This window comes from Mesobacillus thioparans (genome assembly GCF_965138835.1).
GTDB lineage: Bacteria > Bacillota > Bacilli > Bacillales > Cytobacillaceae > Mesobacillus > Mesobacillus thioparans.
In genome coordinates, this window is sequence record NZ_CBCSFH010000026.1 from 1 (window position 1) to 17,660 (window position 17,660).

Sequence of the window (17,660 nt, forward strand, 5' to 3'; positions counted from 1 at the left end):
TTTATAATCATGAACGTTACCAAAAAAGATTAAACGGCCTTAGCCCTTTAGAATACAGGGCTAAAGCCGCTTAGATTGTTTTTATTATTTCCACTGTCTACTTGACGGGGAGCAGTTCATACATTCTCGTTCTTTTTTCGTGTATCTTATCAGTTCTCCGTCAAATAACCTTTTGAAGTAAATTTGCTTTTTCCTCTTTCAAGCTGTATTTAGTGGCCCATAATATGAAGATCATCCCTGCGAATATATACAGCATTCCGCCAAATAAGCCAACCAATCGAGGACTGAACCATTCTAAAGCTGTTCCAGTAAGAAGCATTGAGATCCCTATGAATGTGTTCGACACCATTGACGTTAAACCAAAATACATTCCATGCCATTTTGAAGGTATGATTTCCATTGCAACCGTATCGAGGAGGGTGTTTCCAATTCCGCTGAATATCGCTGTTATTCCAAAAAGAGCAGCTGCCAGCCAAAACACCTTTGTTTGGCTTACGGCAGAAAGGAATATTCCTTCACCGATGATACACAGGAAAGAAAAAAGCAGAAAACGGGTTTTTACTAACCTGGTTAGAATTGGACTGGAAATCAGCCCTAACCCAAGAATACTATACAAAATACCGACTCCTAAATCCTGCATGCCAAATGTTTCTACAGCATAAACGCTTAACAGTACATTTTCTATGCCGTTAATCAGCGGTATGATCATTTCAAACATGAAGAGCATAATCAGAAAAGAAGATGAGGCGATAACTGGAAACAGGTCACGATAACTTTCCTTATTTTTTGTCTTTGTTAACTGATGTCTTGTCTGGTATCCAGTTTTGGGTAAAGTTGAAATAATCCAGCCTGCGCCTAGAAATGACACTATGTTGATAAGGAATGCAGCTTTTGCACCGAGAAAGTATGAAACGATTCCCCCGCTAAATGCTCCAATCACCAGCACCAAGCCCATCAAAACTTGTTCTCACGCATTAACTTCTTTCAGGTTTCCTGCAGAAACTAGTAGTGGAATACTTGATTTCCTGATAGGTGAATAGATTGCTTCCCCAGAGGCGAGGAAAAAGGATGCTGCATACACAATCCACATATCCTCTGCACTGTTGATCGCCAGGAAAGATAAAGCAATAAATGCTCTTGCAATATCTGTTATGACCATCACTTTTTTTTCGCCCATTTTTCTTGATAGGCTGTTGCTTACTGGACTGAACAGCAGAAAAGGAATCATTCTGAGGGCCATTGTTATACCGACTGCGAGTCCTGATCCGGTCATCTGAAGAATTAATGCCAGCAGGGCAACCTGACTGAAGCGGTCTCCTATACCATTAATAATCCCGGCAAGGAAAAGCTTCCGATACCCTTTTTCTGTTTTTAAAGTATAAAACATAATATCCCCCTCTTAACGATTAGAAATTAATCTAATTAGATTATATTCTAATTATATTAACGTTGAAACAGTTTTTTAAAAAAGAAAGATTTTTGAATAAAAAAGGGGCTAAATCCGGTTCATTTTTTAACGAAAAATATATCCAAATAAAATAAAATGTACTATAATGATTTTCGTATTTCCGAAGTTTTGATTTCAAGATGCTATTTCTTTATGATACAGGGGGAATGATGGATGAAAATGAGAGTTTCCGCAGTCCAATACCATCTTCACACGATCAGGTCGTTTGAAGAGTTCGCTCAGCAATGTGAGCATTATGTTAAAACAGCACAGGAATATGGTTCTGAGTTTGTATTGTTTCCTGAGTTCTTCACTACTCAATTGTTATCTATCGGCAGTGAACAGGGTACAAGGCTGACCATCAATGAACTCCCTGGTTTTACTGAACAATATTTAAATCTGTTCCAGAATTTCGCTCTGGAAACAGGCATGCATATCATCGGAGGAACACATGTCATCGCAAGAGAAGGAAAATTGTATAATGTAGCACATATGTTTTATCCTGATGGCAGGATCGTTGAACAGGCTAAGCTCCATATCACGCCGACGGAAGTAAATGAATGGAATATGAGTTCGGGAGAGGATTTCAGGGTATTTGATACAGAAAAAGGACGAATCGCCCTTTTGACTTGCTATGATATTGAGTTCCCGGAAATTGTGAGAATGGCCAAAGCTAAAGGCGCTGATGTCATATTTGTACCGTCCTGCACGGATGACCGCCATGGTTTCCACCGTGTACGTTATACAAGCCATGCACGGGCAATCGAAAATCAAGTTTATGTAGTTTTGACCGGTACAGTCGGTGCGTTGCCGACAGTTGATTTTATGCGGGCGAACTTTGGCCAGGCTGCAATCATCACACCAAATGATATCCCGTTCCCTCCTAGAGGCCTTCAGGCAGAAGGGGAACTGAATGATGATATGATCGTTACTGCTGACCTTGATCTCGAGCTTTTGTACGAAGTCCGGGAGCGAGGTTCTGTGACAACCTGGCGTGACCGTCGAACAGATTTATATCCAGACTGGGAAAAAGCAGAAAAAATCTAACTCGAGAAGGAGCATATTAGATGGAGTATATCCGTGTTAGCAGCATTGAAGACCCTCTCTTTGCCAAACTCCATAACTTAATGAAAGAGGTTTTTCCACCTGAGGAAGTTTTGGAATTTGACCTATGGAAAGAACCGCTTGAAGATCCGGGAATCCGTGTTTTTGTTGCCGTCCATGAAGAAGAAGTCGTGGGGGTGACTGAATACCGCTATTACTCAGACTGGAATATCGCAATGACAGACTTCACGATTGTCGGCAAACCGGGTCATAGCATTGGGCGATTCCTTGCCAATAAAAGAATGGATGATCTGCAAAGCCTTGCAGCTGAGCAGGGGGTGGACCTATTCGGGATGTTTGCTGAAATTTATGATCCTTATCGTAAAACAGATCACCAGTTTGGCGGCGTTAAAACAATGGATCCATTTGTTAGACGCGAAGTACTTTCACACCTGGGTTATAAGCGATTGGATTTAGATTATGTCCATCCTTCCTGGGAAAATGATGGAGAAGCTGTAGAAGGACTGGATTTATGCTTCATGTCGGGCAATGAAGAAACAAATGAATTGCCTGGCGCGCTGATTACAGATTTCTTGACGACTTATTATTCGGTACTTAAAAACAAGCCTGAGAAATGGATCAAGATGGTGGATCAGTTAAAGGGCAAAGAAACAGTGGCTTTGCTGCCTTTATAATTTACGGACCAGCAGTCACCAAAACTGCTGGTTTTTAATTTGTAAAAAGGATTGATTGTTGTCTTGCAAAGACACTGTCTGCTGCTGATTGTAGAAAGGATAGAACCAATAGGTTTTATCCTTTTTTTGTTGCCTATAAGCCTCAATGCCATGATGAAAAGGGTGTCCGCCTGAGAAATACACCACTAAATGATACTAGTACCTGGTGCTAATTCCGTGTTTGTTCTTTCGTGCGGGCCCTATAAAATCCATAAAAATCAACGATGTTATATTAAAAAACGCATTTGTTATTTCGGGATAACAATTCTTAATCAATAAAAAAAACGGCCAAAGCCGTTTTAAAAAGCATATTGAAAAATTCCATAATATAATGGTGCAACTGTAATCAAGCCGCTCAATTTTGCTGCAAGCGGCATTGGTTCCGCATCTTCATCTAGACCAAAATCGCTGGCAAAACGTTCAGCAAAGAAAATAGTGAATACTGCATCCCAGAGCAGTCCGAAGATAAAAACCATTTTCCAAACCGGCGGTATCAACATTTCCGTTTCAGTCACATATGCGAATAGACCCAGCCAGGTAATGATCGAAACAACGAAATCAAATCTGGTGATATTGTTCTTGTACTTGCCTTTAATTAAAAACCAGATTGCCGTTGTCCCCAGGAATCCCAGGTAAATTATCCATAAAAAATCAGCCATCTTTTTAACCTCTAAATCTCTTAGTAATTTTTTGTGGGATTATATTGATTTTATTCAATGCCACTAAGCTATTATAAAGGATTTCAGCACGAAGGGAATAGAGTTTGTCGAAAAATCACGAATGGAAATACCTGTTTAAATATTGAATTATTTTATGAATGGTGTAAAATTACACTAAATAGTCATAATTAGGATAATTCTAGAACAGGGGGATAAAAATGGGATCCACTCCTAAAGAAGAAAGACGGAGGATATTCCGTGATGAGCTCTATCATCTTAAAGAGCTAGGGTATGTTTCTGCCGAGGAATATAACACCGTCGCCGAAGCGCATAATGAATATTTCCTTGATCTGCTTGCCAGGGAAGAGCAAGCGAAAGCGAAGGTAAGAACGCCGGAAAGAACGGATCATGAAAGCATGAACCAGGTAAATTCGAACCAACAATCTGATCCTCCCGGTTATCATCTTCATTCACCTGGAAATAAAGCCGGTGCGCAGCTTGATGCAGTTCCAGTAAAAATCAGGCCAAAGAAAACTGCAGAAGAAATTCGTGAACGGAATATTTCCTGGTCATTGAATATTGGGGTCATCATGCTGTTAATCGGCGGCCTGTTCGTTGCGACTAGCAATTGGGACACAATGACCCCCTGGATGAAAGCTGGATCGATCGCCATGGTCTCCGGGTTATTTTATGGTATTGCCTATATAAGCTTCACTGTGCTGAAAATTGAAAAAACTGCCTTCGCGTTTGTGGTACTTGGAAGTCTGTTTTTGCCAATTTTCACTTTATCGCTGGGATGGTTTGAATTGCTGGGACCTTATCTATCATTTTATGGCGAAGGCCGATTCATTCTAGGAGCGATCAGCAGTTCAATTCTGATTCCGATATATGCCATACTAGCCAGGAGATTATCGTCAAGATTGTTTGTGTGGTTTACGTTTATTTCATCCTCCATTGGTGCTGCATACGTGCTGAGGTCCATAGGCCTTGAAACAGATGGTTTTTACCTTGGCCTGGTGATCTTCAATACAATTTTACTGGCAGGATACTACCTGCTGAAAAAGAACGGCAGGCTGCCGCTTTTCACAAGGGAACTTGCCGTATATTCACAGGCTAACTTAGTCTTATCGACATTATTGATGCTCTTTTTCTATGAGAATCATTTTTTCAATGGATTCAGTTTGATTTTAACTTCCATCGTTTATCTATCGATGATTTTTGTGATTGGCCAAAAGCAGTACCATTTTGTGTTCAGCACTATGTTGGTCTATGGTGCCTATCAAATCCTGGAAAATTGGGATATTACAGAAGTAAGTGCGATCGGCTATGCGCTTCTTGGATTTGTTTTTCTGTTCGTGCCGAGATTGTTCGGGGACCAATTCGCTTTGAAAAAGGCTTTCCAAATAACCAGTGCAGTAGTATCAGGTCTTGCGTTTGTCTATATTACAGCTGAAGGACTGATGCTGCACTCACAAAATCCGTCCCTGGTTTTATTTACAGCTTATCTGCTGATTGCAGCTAATTTCATTTATCTTGCAAATACAAATAGAAATATTATCTTTGCCTATTTAGGTCCGATCTTTCTAGCGGCAGCATTGTTTGAAGTGGTGTTGCAGCTGCAGAAATGGATAGGGTTCGAGAATCTGACCCTGCCGTTATACTTTATCGGTCTTGTCCTTTTTATGACCTCTGGCTGGCTGCTTCGACTTAAGCCGCTTCAGGTGATAAAAACAAGCTCGCGGGATGTTGGGTTACTGATCATGCTTTTTATGATCCTTCTTACTTTTTCGATGTTTGACTGGTGGGAACTAGGCCTGATGTTCCTGCTCACGAGCTTTGTATTCTATAACATGAGGACAATTGATTCTAGAGCGCTTATCCATATTTTGGCGAAGTGGGCTGTCCCTGTTTCCCTTGGTTTGGCTGTTGCCTCCTTTGGAGAGGAAATCAGGACACAAACCAGCATGTATGATGAATTTTTTGGGATAGCAGGAAACTTTGCGATAGCAGGAATCTTGCTTTTAGCTGGTCACGTGGCATTTAGGAAAATGAAAGATCCCGTTATGGCTAAAAGTTCCTTCTTCTCTGCTCATGGTTTTTATGCTCTCAGCCTGTTCTTTACGTTCGTCTCACCTATTGACAGCATGTATGGAGAATCACTCATCTGGTTTGGCGGCATCTTCATGTCACTGCTGCTTTACTTTGCGGTCAGGGAAAGAATGTTGGCATTTTTGCCAGGAGTGATCATTCTTGCCTGGTATCTGATCACCGTTAATTTAATCAATGAAGGGATTATTTACTTCACTGACACTGCGCACTCCCTTTTAATGCCTGGAGCAGGCTGGCTGCTGCTGGGTATAGCTGCAATACTGCGAGTTAAGGAAAAGCTGTTGGCAGAAGGTTTTGCCTGGGTTGGTAATATTTATTTAATTCCTCTCATGGCATTTAACTTTATCTTCTTTGGTGGGACTGCGGTCTGGAGTTATCTAATTGCAACAGCTGTATATGCCGTCAGCGTGATGTTCGCAAAAAAAGAATGGATGATCAAATCCTTTCTGTATGGTGCATTCACTACATTGTTTTTGGCAACCCAGAGTGGGATCAGTAATTTTACGACAGCAGAATTGAGTCAATATGCTTTTCTGGCTGTCAGTATGTTCATCACAGGCTTCTGGTTCTTTTCATCCAGTGATTATAAAAAAAGAACCCAGTTTTATCTGGTTCCGTTTTCACTATTGGGGATTTCAAGCTTTCTCGTCTCCTATCCATACACATGGCTTTTATATGGTATCACGGTAGGTTATGCGGTGATTGTATTATTCCTGCTCCGTCGTTTCAGCTGGGATCTGATTGCTATCGTGCCGTTGCTGATGATTTTTTACGGAACAATCCAGATACTGTTCCTATCTAACCTTCATGTGTTTTTCGAGATTGCCATTCTGGCTGCATATGGCGTCTCAACTGTTTTACTGGGATCATGGTTGTATAAAGATTTTTGGAAGAGCGGCGGTGCTTATGGGCTGAAAAATCTTGATGCCTATTCGATCGTAGGCTTCCTATTCATTTGTTCAATCGCACCGCTTCACACTGAAACATACTGGGCACTGATAGTCCATGGCCTGCTTCTATCAGGAGGATTATTGCTTCAGAAGGACCGTGTTGACGGTGTGGAATCTGTGTGGATTCGTTTTCTTGCTGGAGCTTATTTGCTGGTTCCTTATTATACGGCCATTGAGCAAATGGAAATTCCAGCTTTATTAGAAAGGGAAGCGTACGTACTGCCGTTCGTAGTGATGGTCATTTTTATGCGCTTGCTGTTCAGACAGCGGCATGCAAAGATCACGGGCTATATTCAATGGGCAATTCTCGTGATTGTCTCTCTGCTGCTCATTCAGGATGGGCTGGCTAGCAACACGGTCTATGATGCATTGATCCTTGGGTCTTTGTCGCTTGTTTCGATGCTTGCGGGTATGTGGCTGAGGGTTAAATCGTATTTCTTCGTGGGAGCAGGGGTTTTGCTCTTAAACGTGTTCCTGCAAACAAGGCCTTTCTGGGGAAATCTTCCGTGGTGGGGTTACCTCCTGATTGCCGGTTCGATTCTGATCAGCGTCGCAAGCTTTAATGAATGGAACAAACAAAAGGGCGCTAGGGGTGAGGTAACCTTTTTAGTAAGGATGAAAGAGAATATAAGAAAGAAATTGAAGAACTGGAATTAATGACAGCGGCCGGTAAAGGGATCACCTTGCCGGCAGTTTTTTTGGTTACATAGGCAGAGAAGGTTTAAAATGTGCATTTTTTCATGAATTCTGTTACCATTCATAAAAATAAGCAAATCACTATAGAAGGAGGTCAGCCTATGAGAGATGTCACTCTTTTGGATATATATGAACACCATATTGCCCAAAAGTATTTGAAACGTTCTGGAATGGCGCATGCGATTGCGGTTGCCTATCATGCCTTCCAGCTTGCCAAAGAGCATAAAGTGGATGTAGATATGGCTGCCAAAGCCGGGTTCCTCCACGATATCGGCCATTTCACCTGGTACCGTAACGGGAAATGGGACTACGAATTATACCGGAAGAACGATATCCACCCGATAAAGGGAGCGGAAAGAGCGCACAAGCTCCTGATCAGACTGGGTGAAAACCCCGTACAGGCGAAAGCCACTTCACTTGCCATCCTTTTCCACACAGACTCTTTTTTGCCTTCGAATGACATTGTCCGTACGCCGCTTCAGAAAGTCGTGAAATGGGCGGATGAAAAAGATGAAGAAGAAGGAGGTAAACATCATTATCGAAAAATAGATCCAGACAGGGCGAAACAAAGTATTATCCGGCTTGATAAAATGATTGATGAAGAATTATCGAAAGGGGCGGATGGCGGGGAAACCAGCCTGCCTATATAAAGAGTATTAAGGGCACCGGTCATGTTCCGATGCCCTTCTTTATAGGTTATTTCACCGATTGATGGCAGGAAACGTTCTTTCAATCGTATCATTAAATTCTTCAGCAATCCCCGGGATAGGTTTTCTGCTCTGCAGCTGCTCACGATAATTCGCCATTTCAACGACAAAATCCGCATTTGATGATACAAACACATCCGAAATCGCTTCATCGGCGGATTTAATTTGGCTGGTGATCTGATCGTAAATATCTTCTGGAACAGAATCTGTATTCCCATCTTCGAGCACAACAGCTACATAGGCTTGTCTCTGGATCGAAATGACGGCAGCACTCTGAACATCTTGAAGCTTTACTACTTGATCCTCTAAGTCATCCTCGACCTTCATCCTGTATGTCTGATTATAAGAAGCAGAGCGATATTCCTCATTAACATTTTGGATTTGCGGCCCAGTTCCGCCATATACCCTAGGATTTCCTGCTCCTTCATCTGTATAAGTATTGCATCCAGCAAACAAAATGGCCGGTGCCATAATCGTCAGCAATGACAAGTTGATGCGTTTCAATGGCAAATCCTCCCTTATATCAAATTGGGAATAGACTGCCCAAATAATAATTAATTTATACGGTTTATTCGTAAGAAAAAAAGAAGGCGAGTGCTTTTGCACTCGCCTTACCGTTAGGGAAAGAAACGGGTATTCTGTGAAATGAGATATTCTTTCACGCTATCAAATACTGGGTTTTCGAAGCTTATAAAACTTCCAGACATCCTTGATGATTATTTTAACCACTGAGTACAATGGGATGGCGATCAGGATGCCGATGAATCCATACAAAGAACCGGCTGCGATCAAAAGCAGAATGACGGTTATTGGATGGATGCTTAGCTTTTTCCCCATTACTTGAGGGGTAACAAGGTTCCCCTCAAGCTGCTGCACAATCAGCAGTACAATGAGTACCTTGAATGCCATCAAGGGACTGTTCGTCAGGCCGATGAACAAGGCCGGAATGATACCTAGAAGCGGTCCTAAAAACGGAACGATCGTTAAAAACATTGCGAAGATCGCAAGCAAGAGAGCATAGTCCAGACCGATTATCAAATAACCGATATACATTAAGATTCCATCCACTAGGGCGATGATGAATTGTCCTGTTACATAGGTGAATAATGTTTTATCAATATCCTTTAAAATTTTGTTGCCTTCTTGAGCGTGTTCAGCGGGTATATGCATCAGGATATAGGGCCTCAGTTTTTCATCATCCTTCAGGAAGAAGAAGGATAGGAAGGGTACTACGACCAGGACGGTTGCTATACTTGTAATCACAGAAAATAAGGTCAGGATATTTTCTCCTAGATTTTGAGAAAGCTTACTCAGATAGTTCAGCATCCTTTGCTTGACTTCATCCGTCTTTATAAAACCTATTTGGTTTTCGTTAATGACTTTTTGTGACTCTTCTGTGATTTCATCAATTTTATCGGGGAAATTTTCTGTCAGACCGCTGACTTCTTCTCCCAATAATGAGCCTGCCAAATAAGAGAAGCCGGTAAATATTCCAGCAACAATGGTGAACACGATTATAATACTGACCACTTTAGGGAGGTAACAGCTAAGCCATTGAACTGGCTTCCGTAAAATATAATAAATCAGCCCTGAAATCAGAACTGGAAAGAAAATGGCGATGATGAAACTTTGCAGGGGAGAGACGAAGTAATCGATTTTACCAAAAAGAAAGATTATTAGAAGAATAAGGATCGTGCCGGTCGCAAACTTAAAAAAAGGTCTTTGGATCCACATTTGGTTCCCCCCTGGATTTTTATATCTCTTATTTACTTCCCTTTAAGGACTATTCCTTAAACAATGGTTGTCATATCGTGGACAGCTGCTGCATATAGTAATAAAAATTGGTAGTTTGATAGTTTTTTTTACGGGTAAATATCCTGGTCAACGAAAACTGGAATTACAGCAATTGCCACTGGTCATCTTCTGTGTAAAGGGGTCTCTGTATGGTTGCCGTAGAAGAACATCTTTTGTTTATAAAGGAATTAGGCCGTTTGTTCGATGAATATGCGCAATGTGAAGATAGCGAACTGAAAAATGAAATATATAAAGACATCCAGTTAATAGGTGAAGCGATTAATATTAGCAACTAATATAGATTCTGGCAGGCCATCACATAAATGGCCTGCCGTTTTTATTTTGGCCGTCTGGGAGTGATGGCCGGTCACGAAAAAGTCGGATATTTTGGAAAATCGGCTGCACTTGCATCATATATATGGAACAAGCATATGAAAGGGGGAGGGTTTAATGAAAATTGACCTTTCAAAAGATCAATTTTTGACACTTGTGAAGCTGTTGCAGCTTGGGAATTGGCCGTTAGGACTGACTGAAGCAAATCATGAACTGGCAGAGAAAGCAGAGGATCTTGAACAGTATGTATTCTCCCTGGCGAGGGACTTTGAAGCGTGTGAAGAAATTTATTATGATCATGAAGAAGAATATTACAATCTATCCGAGAGCCTGAAGGAAACAGTGGAATCAATAATTGATGAGTATGAAGAAGATGTGTTTTGGGACCAGCTTACGCATAAATTGGCAACGATTGATTTGAAACGTGAGGTTCATCTCAATGCCACGATTGAAGAAAAGATCAATCGGCTTTTCCAGCTAAAGGCACGGTATGAAAAATACTTCCTTGAAAATGGGCTGGACAAAATGGACATTCTATAAGTTAATTTCAGGAACCTTAAACAAATAGAAAAAATCCGGCCATATGACGGGCCGGATTATTTTATGAAGTATCTTGCCTTTTCAGAAATGAAATCTGCTGCAAAGACAAGAGCGAGATAGAAGAAAAGTAACAGCGTGATATCTGTATAATGGAAAAAGCTCATGCTTAGCTTGAATTGCTGGCCAAGCCCGCCTGCTCCGACGAAGCCGACTACGATTGTGGTCCGCATGATGACTTCCCAGCGGTAGAGTATATACGTCAGGAAACGGGGAAGTGCAGACGGCAGGACACCGTATAATAAAATTTGGATCCTGCTTGCCCCGCAGGAAGCCAGATTCCTTACTGGCCGGGAATCCAGGTCTTCGATCACCTCAGCTAAAAGCTTGCCAAGAATCCCATAGTTATGAAGGGCGAGGGCAATCGCGCCAGGCAGGATTCCAGGCTTGAAAATAAAGATGATGATCATCGCCCAAACTAGTTCTGGAACAGCCCTCGTGAAAATGTAGCCAGCCCGCACAAAACTGAATGTCAGCCATCCATGCCATTTTTTTGACAGGGTAAGCGATCCGTCTGCCACATTCCTGGCTGCAGGAACCATTGTCAAAACAGCGGCTATAGTTGCAAATCCAGTGGCCAATATACTCATCAATAAAGTTTCCCATGTAAGCGATAAAGCATTTGCCCAGCTGTCGCTGCTCAGAAACGCAGGCTGATCATCACCAATCCCGATCAGCCCTTTTAAGAACTGACCGGAGTAATGAAGATTTTCTTTTGTGAATAACATCGACAGGCTTGCCTTTTCGATCGTAAAAATAGATAGCCAGGAACCGAAGGCGAGAAGAATCAATGAATAGAAAGAAAGCTTCAGCTGTCTTTTTACTGCGGTTGATGAATTCAGGCTTTTCCTTAAAAGATTGCTCCAGACATCGATGAGGATGACAAGAATGATCAGGAAAAACACAAAGGTCCATACTTCATTATAGTGCAGGTCATCAAGGCTTAATTGTATTTGATAGCCGAGACCGCCAATGCCTACAAAGCTCATGATGGCGGATGACCGTACGGCGCATTCAAAGCGGTACATGGCATAGCTGACGATGCTTGACCTGACCATAGGAAGGTATCCGTACATTAAAGTCTGCCATTTCCCTGCGCCAGCAGCTTCCAATGCCTTGATTGGCTGAGTTGGTACGTCCTCAAGCATGTCTGCAAAGATCCTGCCGAGGATTCCCCCATAGGGGATGGCCAGTGCGAAAATGGCAGCAAAGGGTGAAAGGCCGATTGAGGCAACGAACAGCCAGGCCCAGACAAGCTCGTGGATCGCTCTCATGAAACCAAGCTGGCCTCTAAAGATTGATTTTACATGCCGCTTTGTTTTTAAATTGGAGACCAGTACTCCAGAAGCAAGGATTCCCCAGAAAAAAGCGATAATCAGGGCAAGGCTCATTCCCGCCACTGCATAGCTTAGCGTAATCCAGGTGGATTCTAGGGCAAGCTGCAGTATATCCTTCGATAAATCTGGACTGAAAAATGCTGCTGCAATCTGTTTGGCGGTTTTCAATCCTCCGCCATGAAACAAATCCTGGTTCCAGTGTATCGATGTCAAACTCCATAAAAACGCCAGCAAGAGGAGCAAACTAAGAATTTTTCTTTTATGCAGATCGAAATTCCACCAGCTTCTGTCCATGCTATTCCTGCTCCTTCAGTTTGTACAAGCTGGCAATTTGGGCGTCTGAGACGGATGAGGCAGGCAGGTCGAAGAAAATTTGGCCATCCTTTAGTGCGATCAAGCGATCGAAGTACTTTTTTGCGTACTCAACGGAATGCAGACTGGCAATCAATGTTTGATTTTCCTCAGATGCTATCTTGACTAGGAGTGCCAGGATGTCCTCGGCACGAGCAGGATCAAGTGATGCTACCGGCTCATCGGCAAGTACGATTTCAGGACTCTGGACAAGCAGCCGGGCAAGGGCGACACGCTGCTGTTCTCCGCCCGACAGTGCAGAAGTTCGTTCATATAGTTTTTCTCTCAGACCCACACGCGAAAGGGCGCGTATTGCATCGTCCTTATCCTGAGGAATCAGCATCGAAAGGAGAGATTTGAAGATTCCCCATTCTGATAACTTTCCTGCAAGCACATTATGGATGACTGGCAATTCCCCTATAAGGTCAAATTGCTGACGGATGATCCCGATTTTTTTGGCCCGTTGCTTCTGGTCATTCATTTCAGCCAACAGCTGGCCATCAATCTCAATTTCCCCTTGATCGGGTTTTAAAGTAGCAGCAAGCAAATTCAGCAAGGTAGTCTTACCCGCACCACTTGGCCCAATCAGGGCGATCAATTCACCCTTTTTTACAGACAAAGAAAGGGAAGATAAGGCTATCTTCCGCTCATAAATTTTTTCTATATTTTTTATCTCTATGAATTCGCTCATGAAGCTCACCTACTTGATGATCTTAAGTTGCTTGGCGACCTCTTCGATTGCTTTATAATTCTCATTATTGGTTTCAATGAATTGATCGGTTTGCAGTAATTCCATAATTTCATTGTCTTCTTTTGTCATTGAAAGAATTGCATCTTTGATTTTCTTTTTTGTTTCTTCATCAGCGATGTTGACCGTCCAGTTGTAGTCAAAGTACTCTGGTGTCGTGTAGATTACTTTGACTTTGGATTCATCAACCTTGCCTTCTTTTACAGCTGCTTCCCAAACAGAAATATTCAGAGCTCCCGACTCGTAAGCTCCAGATTCAACTAGCTTATAAGTTTTATCATGTGAACCAGAGTAGTTAGGCTTCCCATCAAGATCCTGATCAGGATCAATGCCTGCTTCCATCATGAAGTAACGCGGCATAAGATGGCCAGAAGTTGAACTTTCGCTGCCAAAAGTAAAAGACTTTCCTTTTAAATCTTCAAGACTATCAATCCCACTATCCTTTTGTGCAATGAATACAGACTTGAATTTCTCATCAATCGGCCTTTGTGCGAATGCTTCAGCCTCTGGAACTGAATTTCGCGCCTGGACACCCGTCAATCCACCGAACCATGCCAGCTGGATTTCTCCTCGTTGAAAAGCGGTAACCAATGCTGAGTAATCCACTGAAGGGACGTACTCAACATTCATCCCTGTTTTTTTGCCCAGGTCTTTTGCGAAATCTTCCATGCTTCTGTTCAAATCAGCGGCGTTTTGATCGGGAATCGCGCCGATTTTAATTGTTTCCTTTTTCGTTTCTTCACTGTTATCTCCTGAACAGCCAGAAAGAGCAGTTATCAGCAGCAGTGCTGCCAAGATAATTAATTTTTTCATTTTCTCATCACCTATATAAATAAATTTTATAACCCTTATAAAATTTATCAATAACTTGCACATAACTCAATACATTTCGGTAACTTTTTTATGGAAGATAATAATTTCCGCGCTTGAGTTAACTTGATATGGTGTCCAAAAGTGCACCATGGTTCTGATCTACAGTGGCTTTCAATAGTGGTTGCTGAAGTAGGTGGAGGTTGTGACAAATCACTGGCGTTTCGATGGAGTTTTGNCCGAAGTAGTGGCAGGTTCGGACAAATCAATGGCGTTTCGATGGAGTTTTGTCCGAAGTAGTGGCAAGTTCGGACAAATCAATGGTGTTCCGATAGAGTTTTGTCCGAAGTAGTGGCAAGTTCGGACAAATCAATGGCGTTTCGATGGAGTTTTGTCAGAAGTAGTGGCAGGTTCGGATATTTCTACCGCTTTTCCTCTATAATTTGTCTGAAGTATTTATGGTTATTTTCCTCCAAAACAGCAAGAGGTCAACATGCGATTTTATCTCGCAATGGGTTTGGGAACGTAACGAAGGGGGACCTGATCGCAAGAGACGCTGACTAAAAAATAAACCTGCTGGTTCAAATACCAGCAGGTTTATTCCGGGATTATTGATTTGCATTCGCTGCCCATTCTTCTACATTCCATACTTTTGAAACCCAGTCTTCATAGAAATCGGGTTCGTGGCTGACGAGGACGATTGTTCCTTTATAGGCTTTCAACGCTCGTTTTAGTTCTTCTTTTGCCGTGATATCCAGGTGGTTTGTCGGCTCGTCGAATAGCAGCCAGTTGCTTTCATGCATAAGCAATTTGGTCAGGCGTACCTTTGCCTGCTCGCCACCGCTCAGTTGATTGAGGGGACGTGAAATATGTTCGTTCTTTAAGCCGCTTCGGGCCAGTGCTGCCCTTACCTGGTGCTGGTCCATGCCTGGGAATTCACTCCACACATCATCGATTGGGGTGATATTTCCGGCTTTAACTTCCTGTTCAAAGTATGAAGGGAAAAGGAAGTCGCCTCGCTCGATTTTACCGCTCAATGGAGGGATCTTTCCAAGCATGGTTTTCAATAAGGTTGATTTTCCGACACCATTCATACCAACTAGCGCAATCTTTTCACCACGTTCGATTGTGACGGACAATTTAGGAAGCAGCGGGTGCGTATAGCCGATTTCGAAATCTGTTCCTTCAAATACATAGCGGCTGCTTGCGCGTGATTCCTTGAAATCAAATGTAGGCTTCAAGGCTGTTTCTGGTCGGTCGATCCTTTCCATGCGATCAAGTTGTTTCTGGCGGCTCTTCGCCCGGCCGGTTGTTGAGTAGCGCGCTTTGTTCTTGGCGATGAAATCTTCTTGTTTCTTGATGAATTCCTTCTGTTTTTCATATGCATTCAGATGCTGGTTTTTGTTAATCTCAGCTAATTCCAGGAACTTTTCATAAGTAGCAGTGTATCTTGTCAGTTTTGAGAACTCAAGCTGGAAAATGACGTTGGATACCTGGTTCATGAACTCGGTATCGTGGGAAATCAAAATGAAAGCATATGGATACTCTTTCAGGTACTTGGTCAACCATTGAATATGTTCAACATCAAGATAGTTCGTCGGCTCATCGAGCAGAAGTACCTTTGGCTTTTCAAGCAATAGCTTGGCAAGCAAGACCTTCGTGCGCTGTCCGCCGCTCAATGCGGATACATCGCGATCGATGCCTATCGCATCAAGGCCAAGACCTCTTGCTGCTTCCTCAACTTCGATATCAAGTGAGTAAAAACCACCAGCATCGAGGGCATCCTGGATTTCTGCCATTTCTTCGAGCAATTTTTCCAATTCCTCTGGAGTGGCATCCGCCATTTTACCGGTCACTTCGTTAAGCTCTTCTTCCTTTTTAAAAAGGGGAAGGAAGGCATCACGCAATACATCCCGGATTGTTTTTCCAGGTGATAATACCGTATGCTGGTCCAAATAGCCGTACTCCACTCCAGGCGTCCATTCTACTTTCCCGGAATCATGGATCAGTTGGCCGGTGATGATATTCATAAGGGTGGACTTGCCGACACCGTTCGCTCCAACAAGGCCGACATGGTCCTCGGCTAGCAGACGGAAGGACACGTCTTTAAAAAGGGTGCGATCCCCAAATGTATGGCTTAAATTTTCTACATTCAATAGACTCATGATAAAATCCTCGCTTTAATCTATTTTAAGGTAATTATTTAACAATCACATTTCTTAATCATACTAAAATCTATGGTTTTCCACCAGAGTTTTCTAGGATGGAAGTTATTGAAAAACAAAGAACCATTCAGCATTGCCAAAGCTAAGGCGCATATGGAAAGTTAAAATATATGAAATCCATTGCTACAAATCACTGCAGGTCTTTAGTTGGAGGCTGGTTTGTTTACTGAAAAATGAAATGGGTAAATGATAACTAGCTAACTAACTAATTGAGGTGTATAAAATGAAAGTTGCCAATAATTATTTATTTACAAAAGAAGATATGGTTAATCCTGATCTTGTGCCTGAATGGGTGATTAACGAATATAAAAATTTCCGTGATGTGGTCACTGATCGAGAGTTCCCATGTTATTTTGGAATGTCTGCAGAGAAAAAAGGGGAGCTTCGATATTCATATGTGAGCAGGGACAACTGGGAACAGCTGCCTGGAGCCATCGAAGAGTTCATTGGATTGTTTGATGAATCGAAACCTCTTATCAGGCATGGCTTATTTGTATTTGTCGAGCCGGAATTGGAAGAAAAATCTATTCAGTATTACCGTGAATATTTCTGGAAAATGCTTCAGTTTTTGCATGAGAAAGACACAAAGCCATGGCCTGCAGATTATCCTACAGATCCTGACCATCATCTATGGGCATTTTCGTTTGCAGGGGAACCTTTCTTTGCTTTTGGAAATGCACCGGCCTATAAACAGAGGAAAACGCGTGACCTGGGGAATAGTCTCGTTATTGGTTTCCAGCCGCGGCGCATTTTCGATGGCCTTGAAGGAACTTCGAAAGGCGGAATCATGTCACGGGAAAAGGTAAGAGAGCGCGTTGAAAAGTGGGACAATCTGCCGAAGCATCCCAATGTGAGTCATTATGGAGACCCTGAACACAGGGAATGGAAAATGTATTTCATTGGCGACGACAGCAAGCCAATAGAAGGGAAATGCCCTTTTCATCATAAATAAGAGTTAAGGCTAAATCCTGCTATAGAGGATTTAGCCTTATTTTTTGTTGTATAGCGTACAATGTCAAATACTTTTTTAAGTTTTTTGGGTAACTCAAACACACTTACCGTAAATTCTATTTTTTACCAGTAACAATTAACCAAGTTTATTAAAAACAGATGCCATCT

The 17,660-nt window shown here is 42.2% G+C and carries 15 protein-coding genes and 1 pseudogene; 8 read left to right on the plus strand and 8 right to left on the minus strand.

The annotated features are described in order from the left end of the window. On the plus strand, positions 1 to 74 hold a 74-nt coding region (locus ACNAZ4_RS23475), incomplete at its 5' end, for an IS3 family transposase (protein ID WP_415818682.1). Positions 75 to 160: 86 nt separating this feature from the next. Here ACNAZ4_RS23475 and ACNAZ4_RS23480 read toward each other — a convergent pair. Then, positions 161 to 1,387 (minus strand): annotated as a pseudogene (locus tag ACNAZ4_RS23480) (MFS transporter). Between the two features lie 234 nt (positions 1,388 to 1,621). Here ACNAZ4_RS23480 and ACNAZ4_RS23485 point away from each other — a divergent pair. Next, a complete protein-coding gene (locus ACNAZ4_RS23485) occupies positions 1,622 to 2,494 on the plus strand; it encodes a carbon-nitrogen hydrolase family protein (RefSeq protein WP_415818655.1) in 873 nt (290 codons plus the stop codon). Positions 2,495 to 2,514: 20 nt separating this feature from the next. Next, positions 2,515 to 3,186 (plus strand): GNAT family N-acetyltransferase, encoded by a 672-nt coding sequence (locus tag ACNAZ4_RS23490; protein ID WP_415818656.1) that lies wholly within the window; start codon positions 2,515 to 2,517, stop codon positions 3,184 to 3,186. Between the two features lie 338 nt (positions 3,187 to 3,524). Here the strand turns inward: ACNAZ4_RS23490 and ACNAZ4_RS23495 are convergent, their stop codons facing one another. Then, complete coding sequence (locus ACNAZ4_RS23495; protein ID WP_415818658.1) at positions 3,525 to 3,884, minus strand: hypothetical protein; 360 nt, start codon at positions 3,882 to 3,884, stop codon at positions 3,525 to 3,527. Positions 3,885 to 4,102: 218 nt separating this feature from the next. Here ACNAZ4_RS23495 and ACNAZ4_RS23500 point away from each other — a divergent pair, with 218 nt between their 5' ends. Together ACNAZ4_RS23500 and ACNAZ4_RS23505 are read left to right on the plus strand one after the other, a co-directional pair. Further along, complete coding sequence (locus tag ACNAZ4_RS23500; protein ID WP_415818660.1) at positions 4,103 to 7,600, plus strand: hypothetical protein; 3,498 nt, start codon at positions 4,103 to 4,105, stop codon at positions 7,598 to 7,600. 140 nt (positions 7,601 to 7,740) lie between these two features. Then, the gene (locus ACNAZ4_RS23505; protein WP_415818662.1) at positions 7,741 to 8,289 is read left to right on the plus strand and encodes an HD domain-containing protein; all 549 of its coding nucleotides are present in this window, start codon (positions 7,741 to 7,743) and stop codon (positions 8,287 to 8,289) included. Between the two features lie 51 nt (positions 8,290 to 8,340). On the opposite strand, the gene ACNAZ4_RS23510 is transcribed toward ACNAZ4_RS23505, so the two are convergent. Next, the gene (locus ACNAZ4_RS23510) at positions 8,341 to 8,850 is read right to left on the minus strand and encodes a YhcN/YlaJ family sporulation lipoprotein (RefSeq protein ID WP_415818664.1); all 510 of its coding nucleotides are present in this window, start codon (positions 8,848 to 8,850) and stop codon (positions 8,341 to 8,343) included. Between the two features lie 162 nt (positions 8,851 to 9,012). Further along, on the minus strand, positions 9,013 to 10,080 hold the full coding sequence (locus ACNAZ4_RS23515; RefSeq protein WP_415818666.1) for an AI-2E family transporter: 1,068 nt from the start codon (positions 10,078 to 10,080) through the stop codon (positions 9,013 to 9,015). Between the two features lie 209 nt (positions 10,081 to 10,289). On the opposite strand from ACNAZ4_RS23515, the gene ACNAZ4_RS23520 reads away from it, so the two are divergent. Beyond that, positions 10,290 to 10,436, plus strand: coding sequence for a hypothetical protein (locus ACNAZ4_RS23520; protein ID WP_415818668.1), 147 nt, complete (start codon positions 10,290 to 10,292; stop codon positions 10,434 to 10,436). Positions 10,437 to 10,590: 154 nt separating this feature from the next. Then, positions 10,591 to 11,013, plus strand: coding sequence for a hypothetical protein (locus ACNAZ4_RS23525; RefSeq protein WP_415818670.1), 423 nt, complete (start codon positions 10,591 to 10,593; stop codon positions 11,011 to 11,013). Between the two features lie 56 nt (positions 11,014 to 11,069). On the opposite strand, the gene ACNAZ4_RS23530 is transcribed toward ACNAZ4_RS23525, so the two are convergent. From ACNAZ4_RS23530 to ACNAZ4_RS23545, 4 genes are all read right to left on the minus strand, one after another. Then, the gene (locus ACNAZ4_RS23530; protein ID WP_415818672.1) at positions 11,070 to 12,701 is read right to left on the minus strand and encodes a PhnE/PtxC family ABC transporter permease; all 1,632 of its coding nucleotides are present in this window, start codon (positions 12,699 to 12,701) and stop codon (positions 11,070 to 11,072) included. Position 12,702: 1 nt separating this feature from the next. Further along, positions 12,703 to 13,449 carry a phosphonate ABC transporter ATP-binding protein gene (locus ACNAZ4_RS23535; protein WP_415818674.1) on the minus strand — a complete coding sequence of 249 codons (747 nt, stop codon included), beginning with the start codon at positions 13,447 to 13,449 and terminating at the stop codon, positions 12,703 to 12,705. Between the two features lie 9 nt (positions 13,450 to 13,458). Then, entirely contained in the window at positions 13,459 to 14,319 is an 861-nt protein-coding gene (locus tag ACNAZ4_RS23540) for a putative selenate ABC transporter substrate-binding protein (protein ID WP_415818676.1), read from the minus strand. Between the two features lie 605 nt (positions 14,320 to 14,924). Beyond that, positions 14,925 to 16,481: an ABC-F family ATP-binding cassette domain-containing protein gene (locus ACNAZ4_RS23545; protein WP_415818678.1), complete on the minus strand. Its 1,557-nt coding sequence runs from the start codon at positions 16,479 to 16,481 to the stop codon at positions 14,925 to 14,927. A gap of 283 nt (positions 16,482 to 16,764) precedes the next feature. Here ACNAZ4_RS23545 and ACNAZ4_RS23550 point away from each other — a divergent pair, with 283 nt between their 5' ends. Next, positions 16,765 to 17,493 (plus strand): YqcI/YcgG family protein, encoded by a 729-nt coding sequence (locus ACNAZ4_RS23550; RefSeq protein ID WP_415818680.1) that lies wholly within the window; start codon positions 16,765 to 16,767, stop codon positions 17,491 to 17,493. Positions 17,494 to 17,660 lie beyond the last annotated feature (167 nt).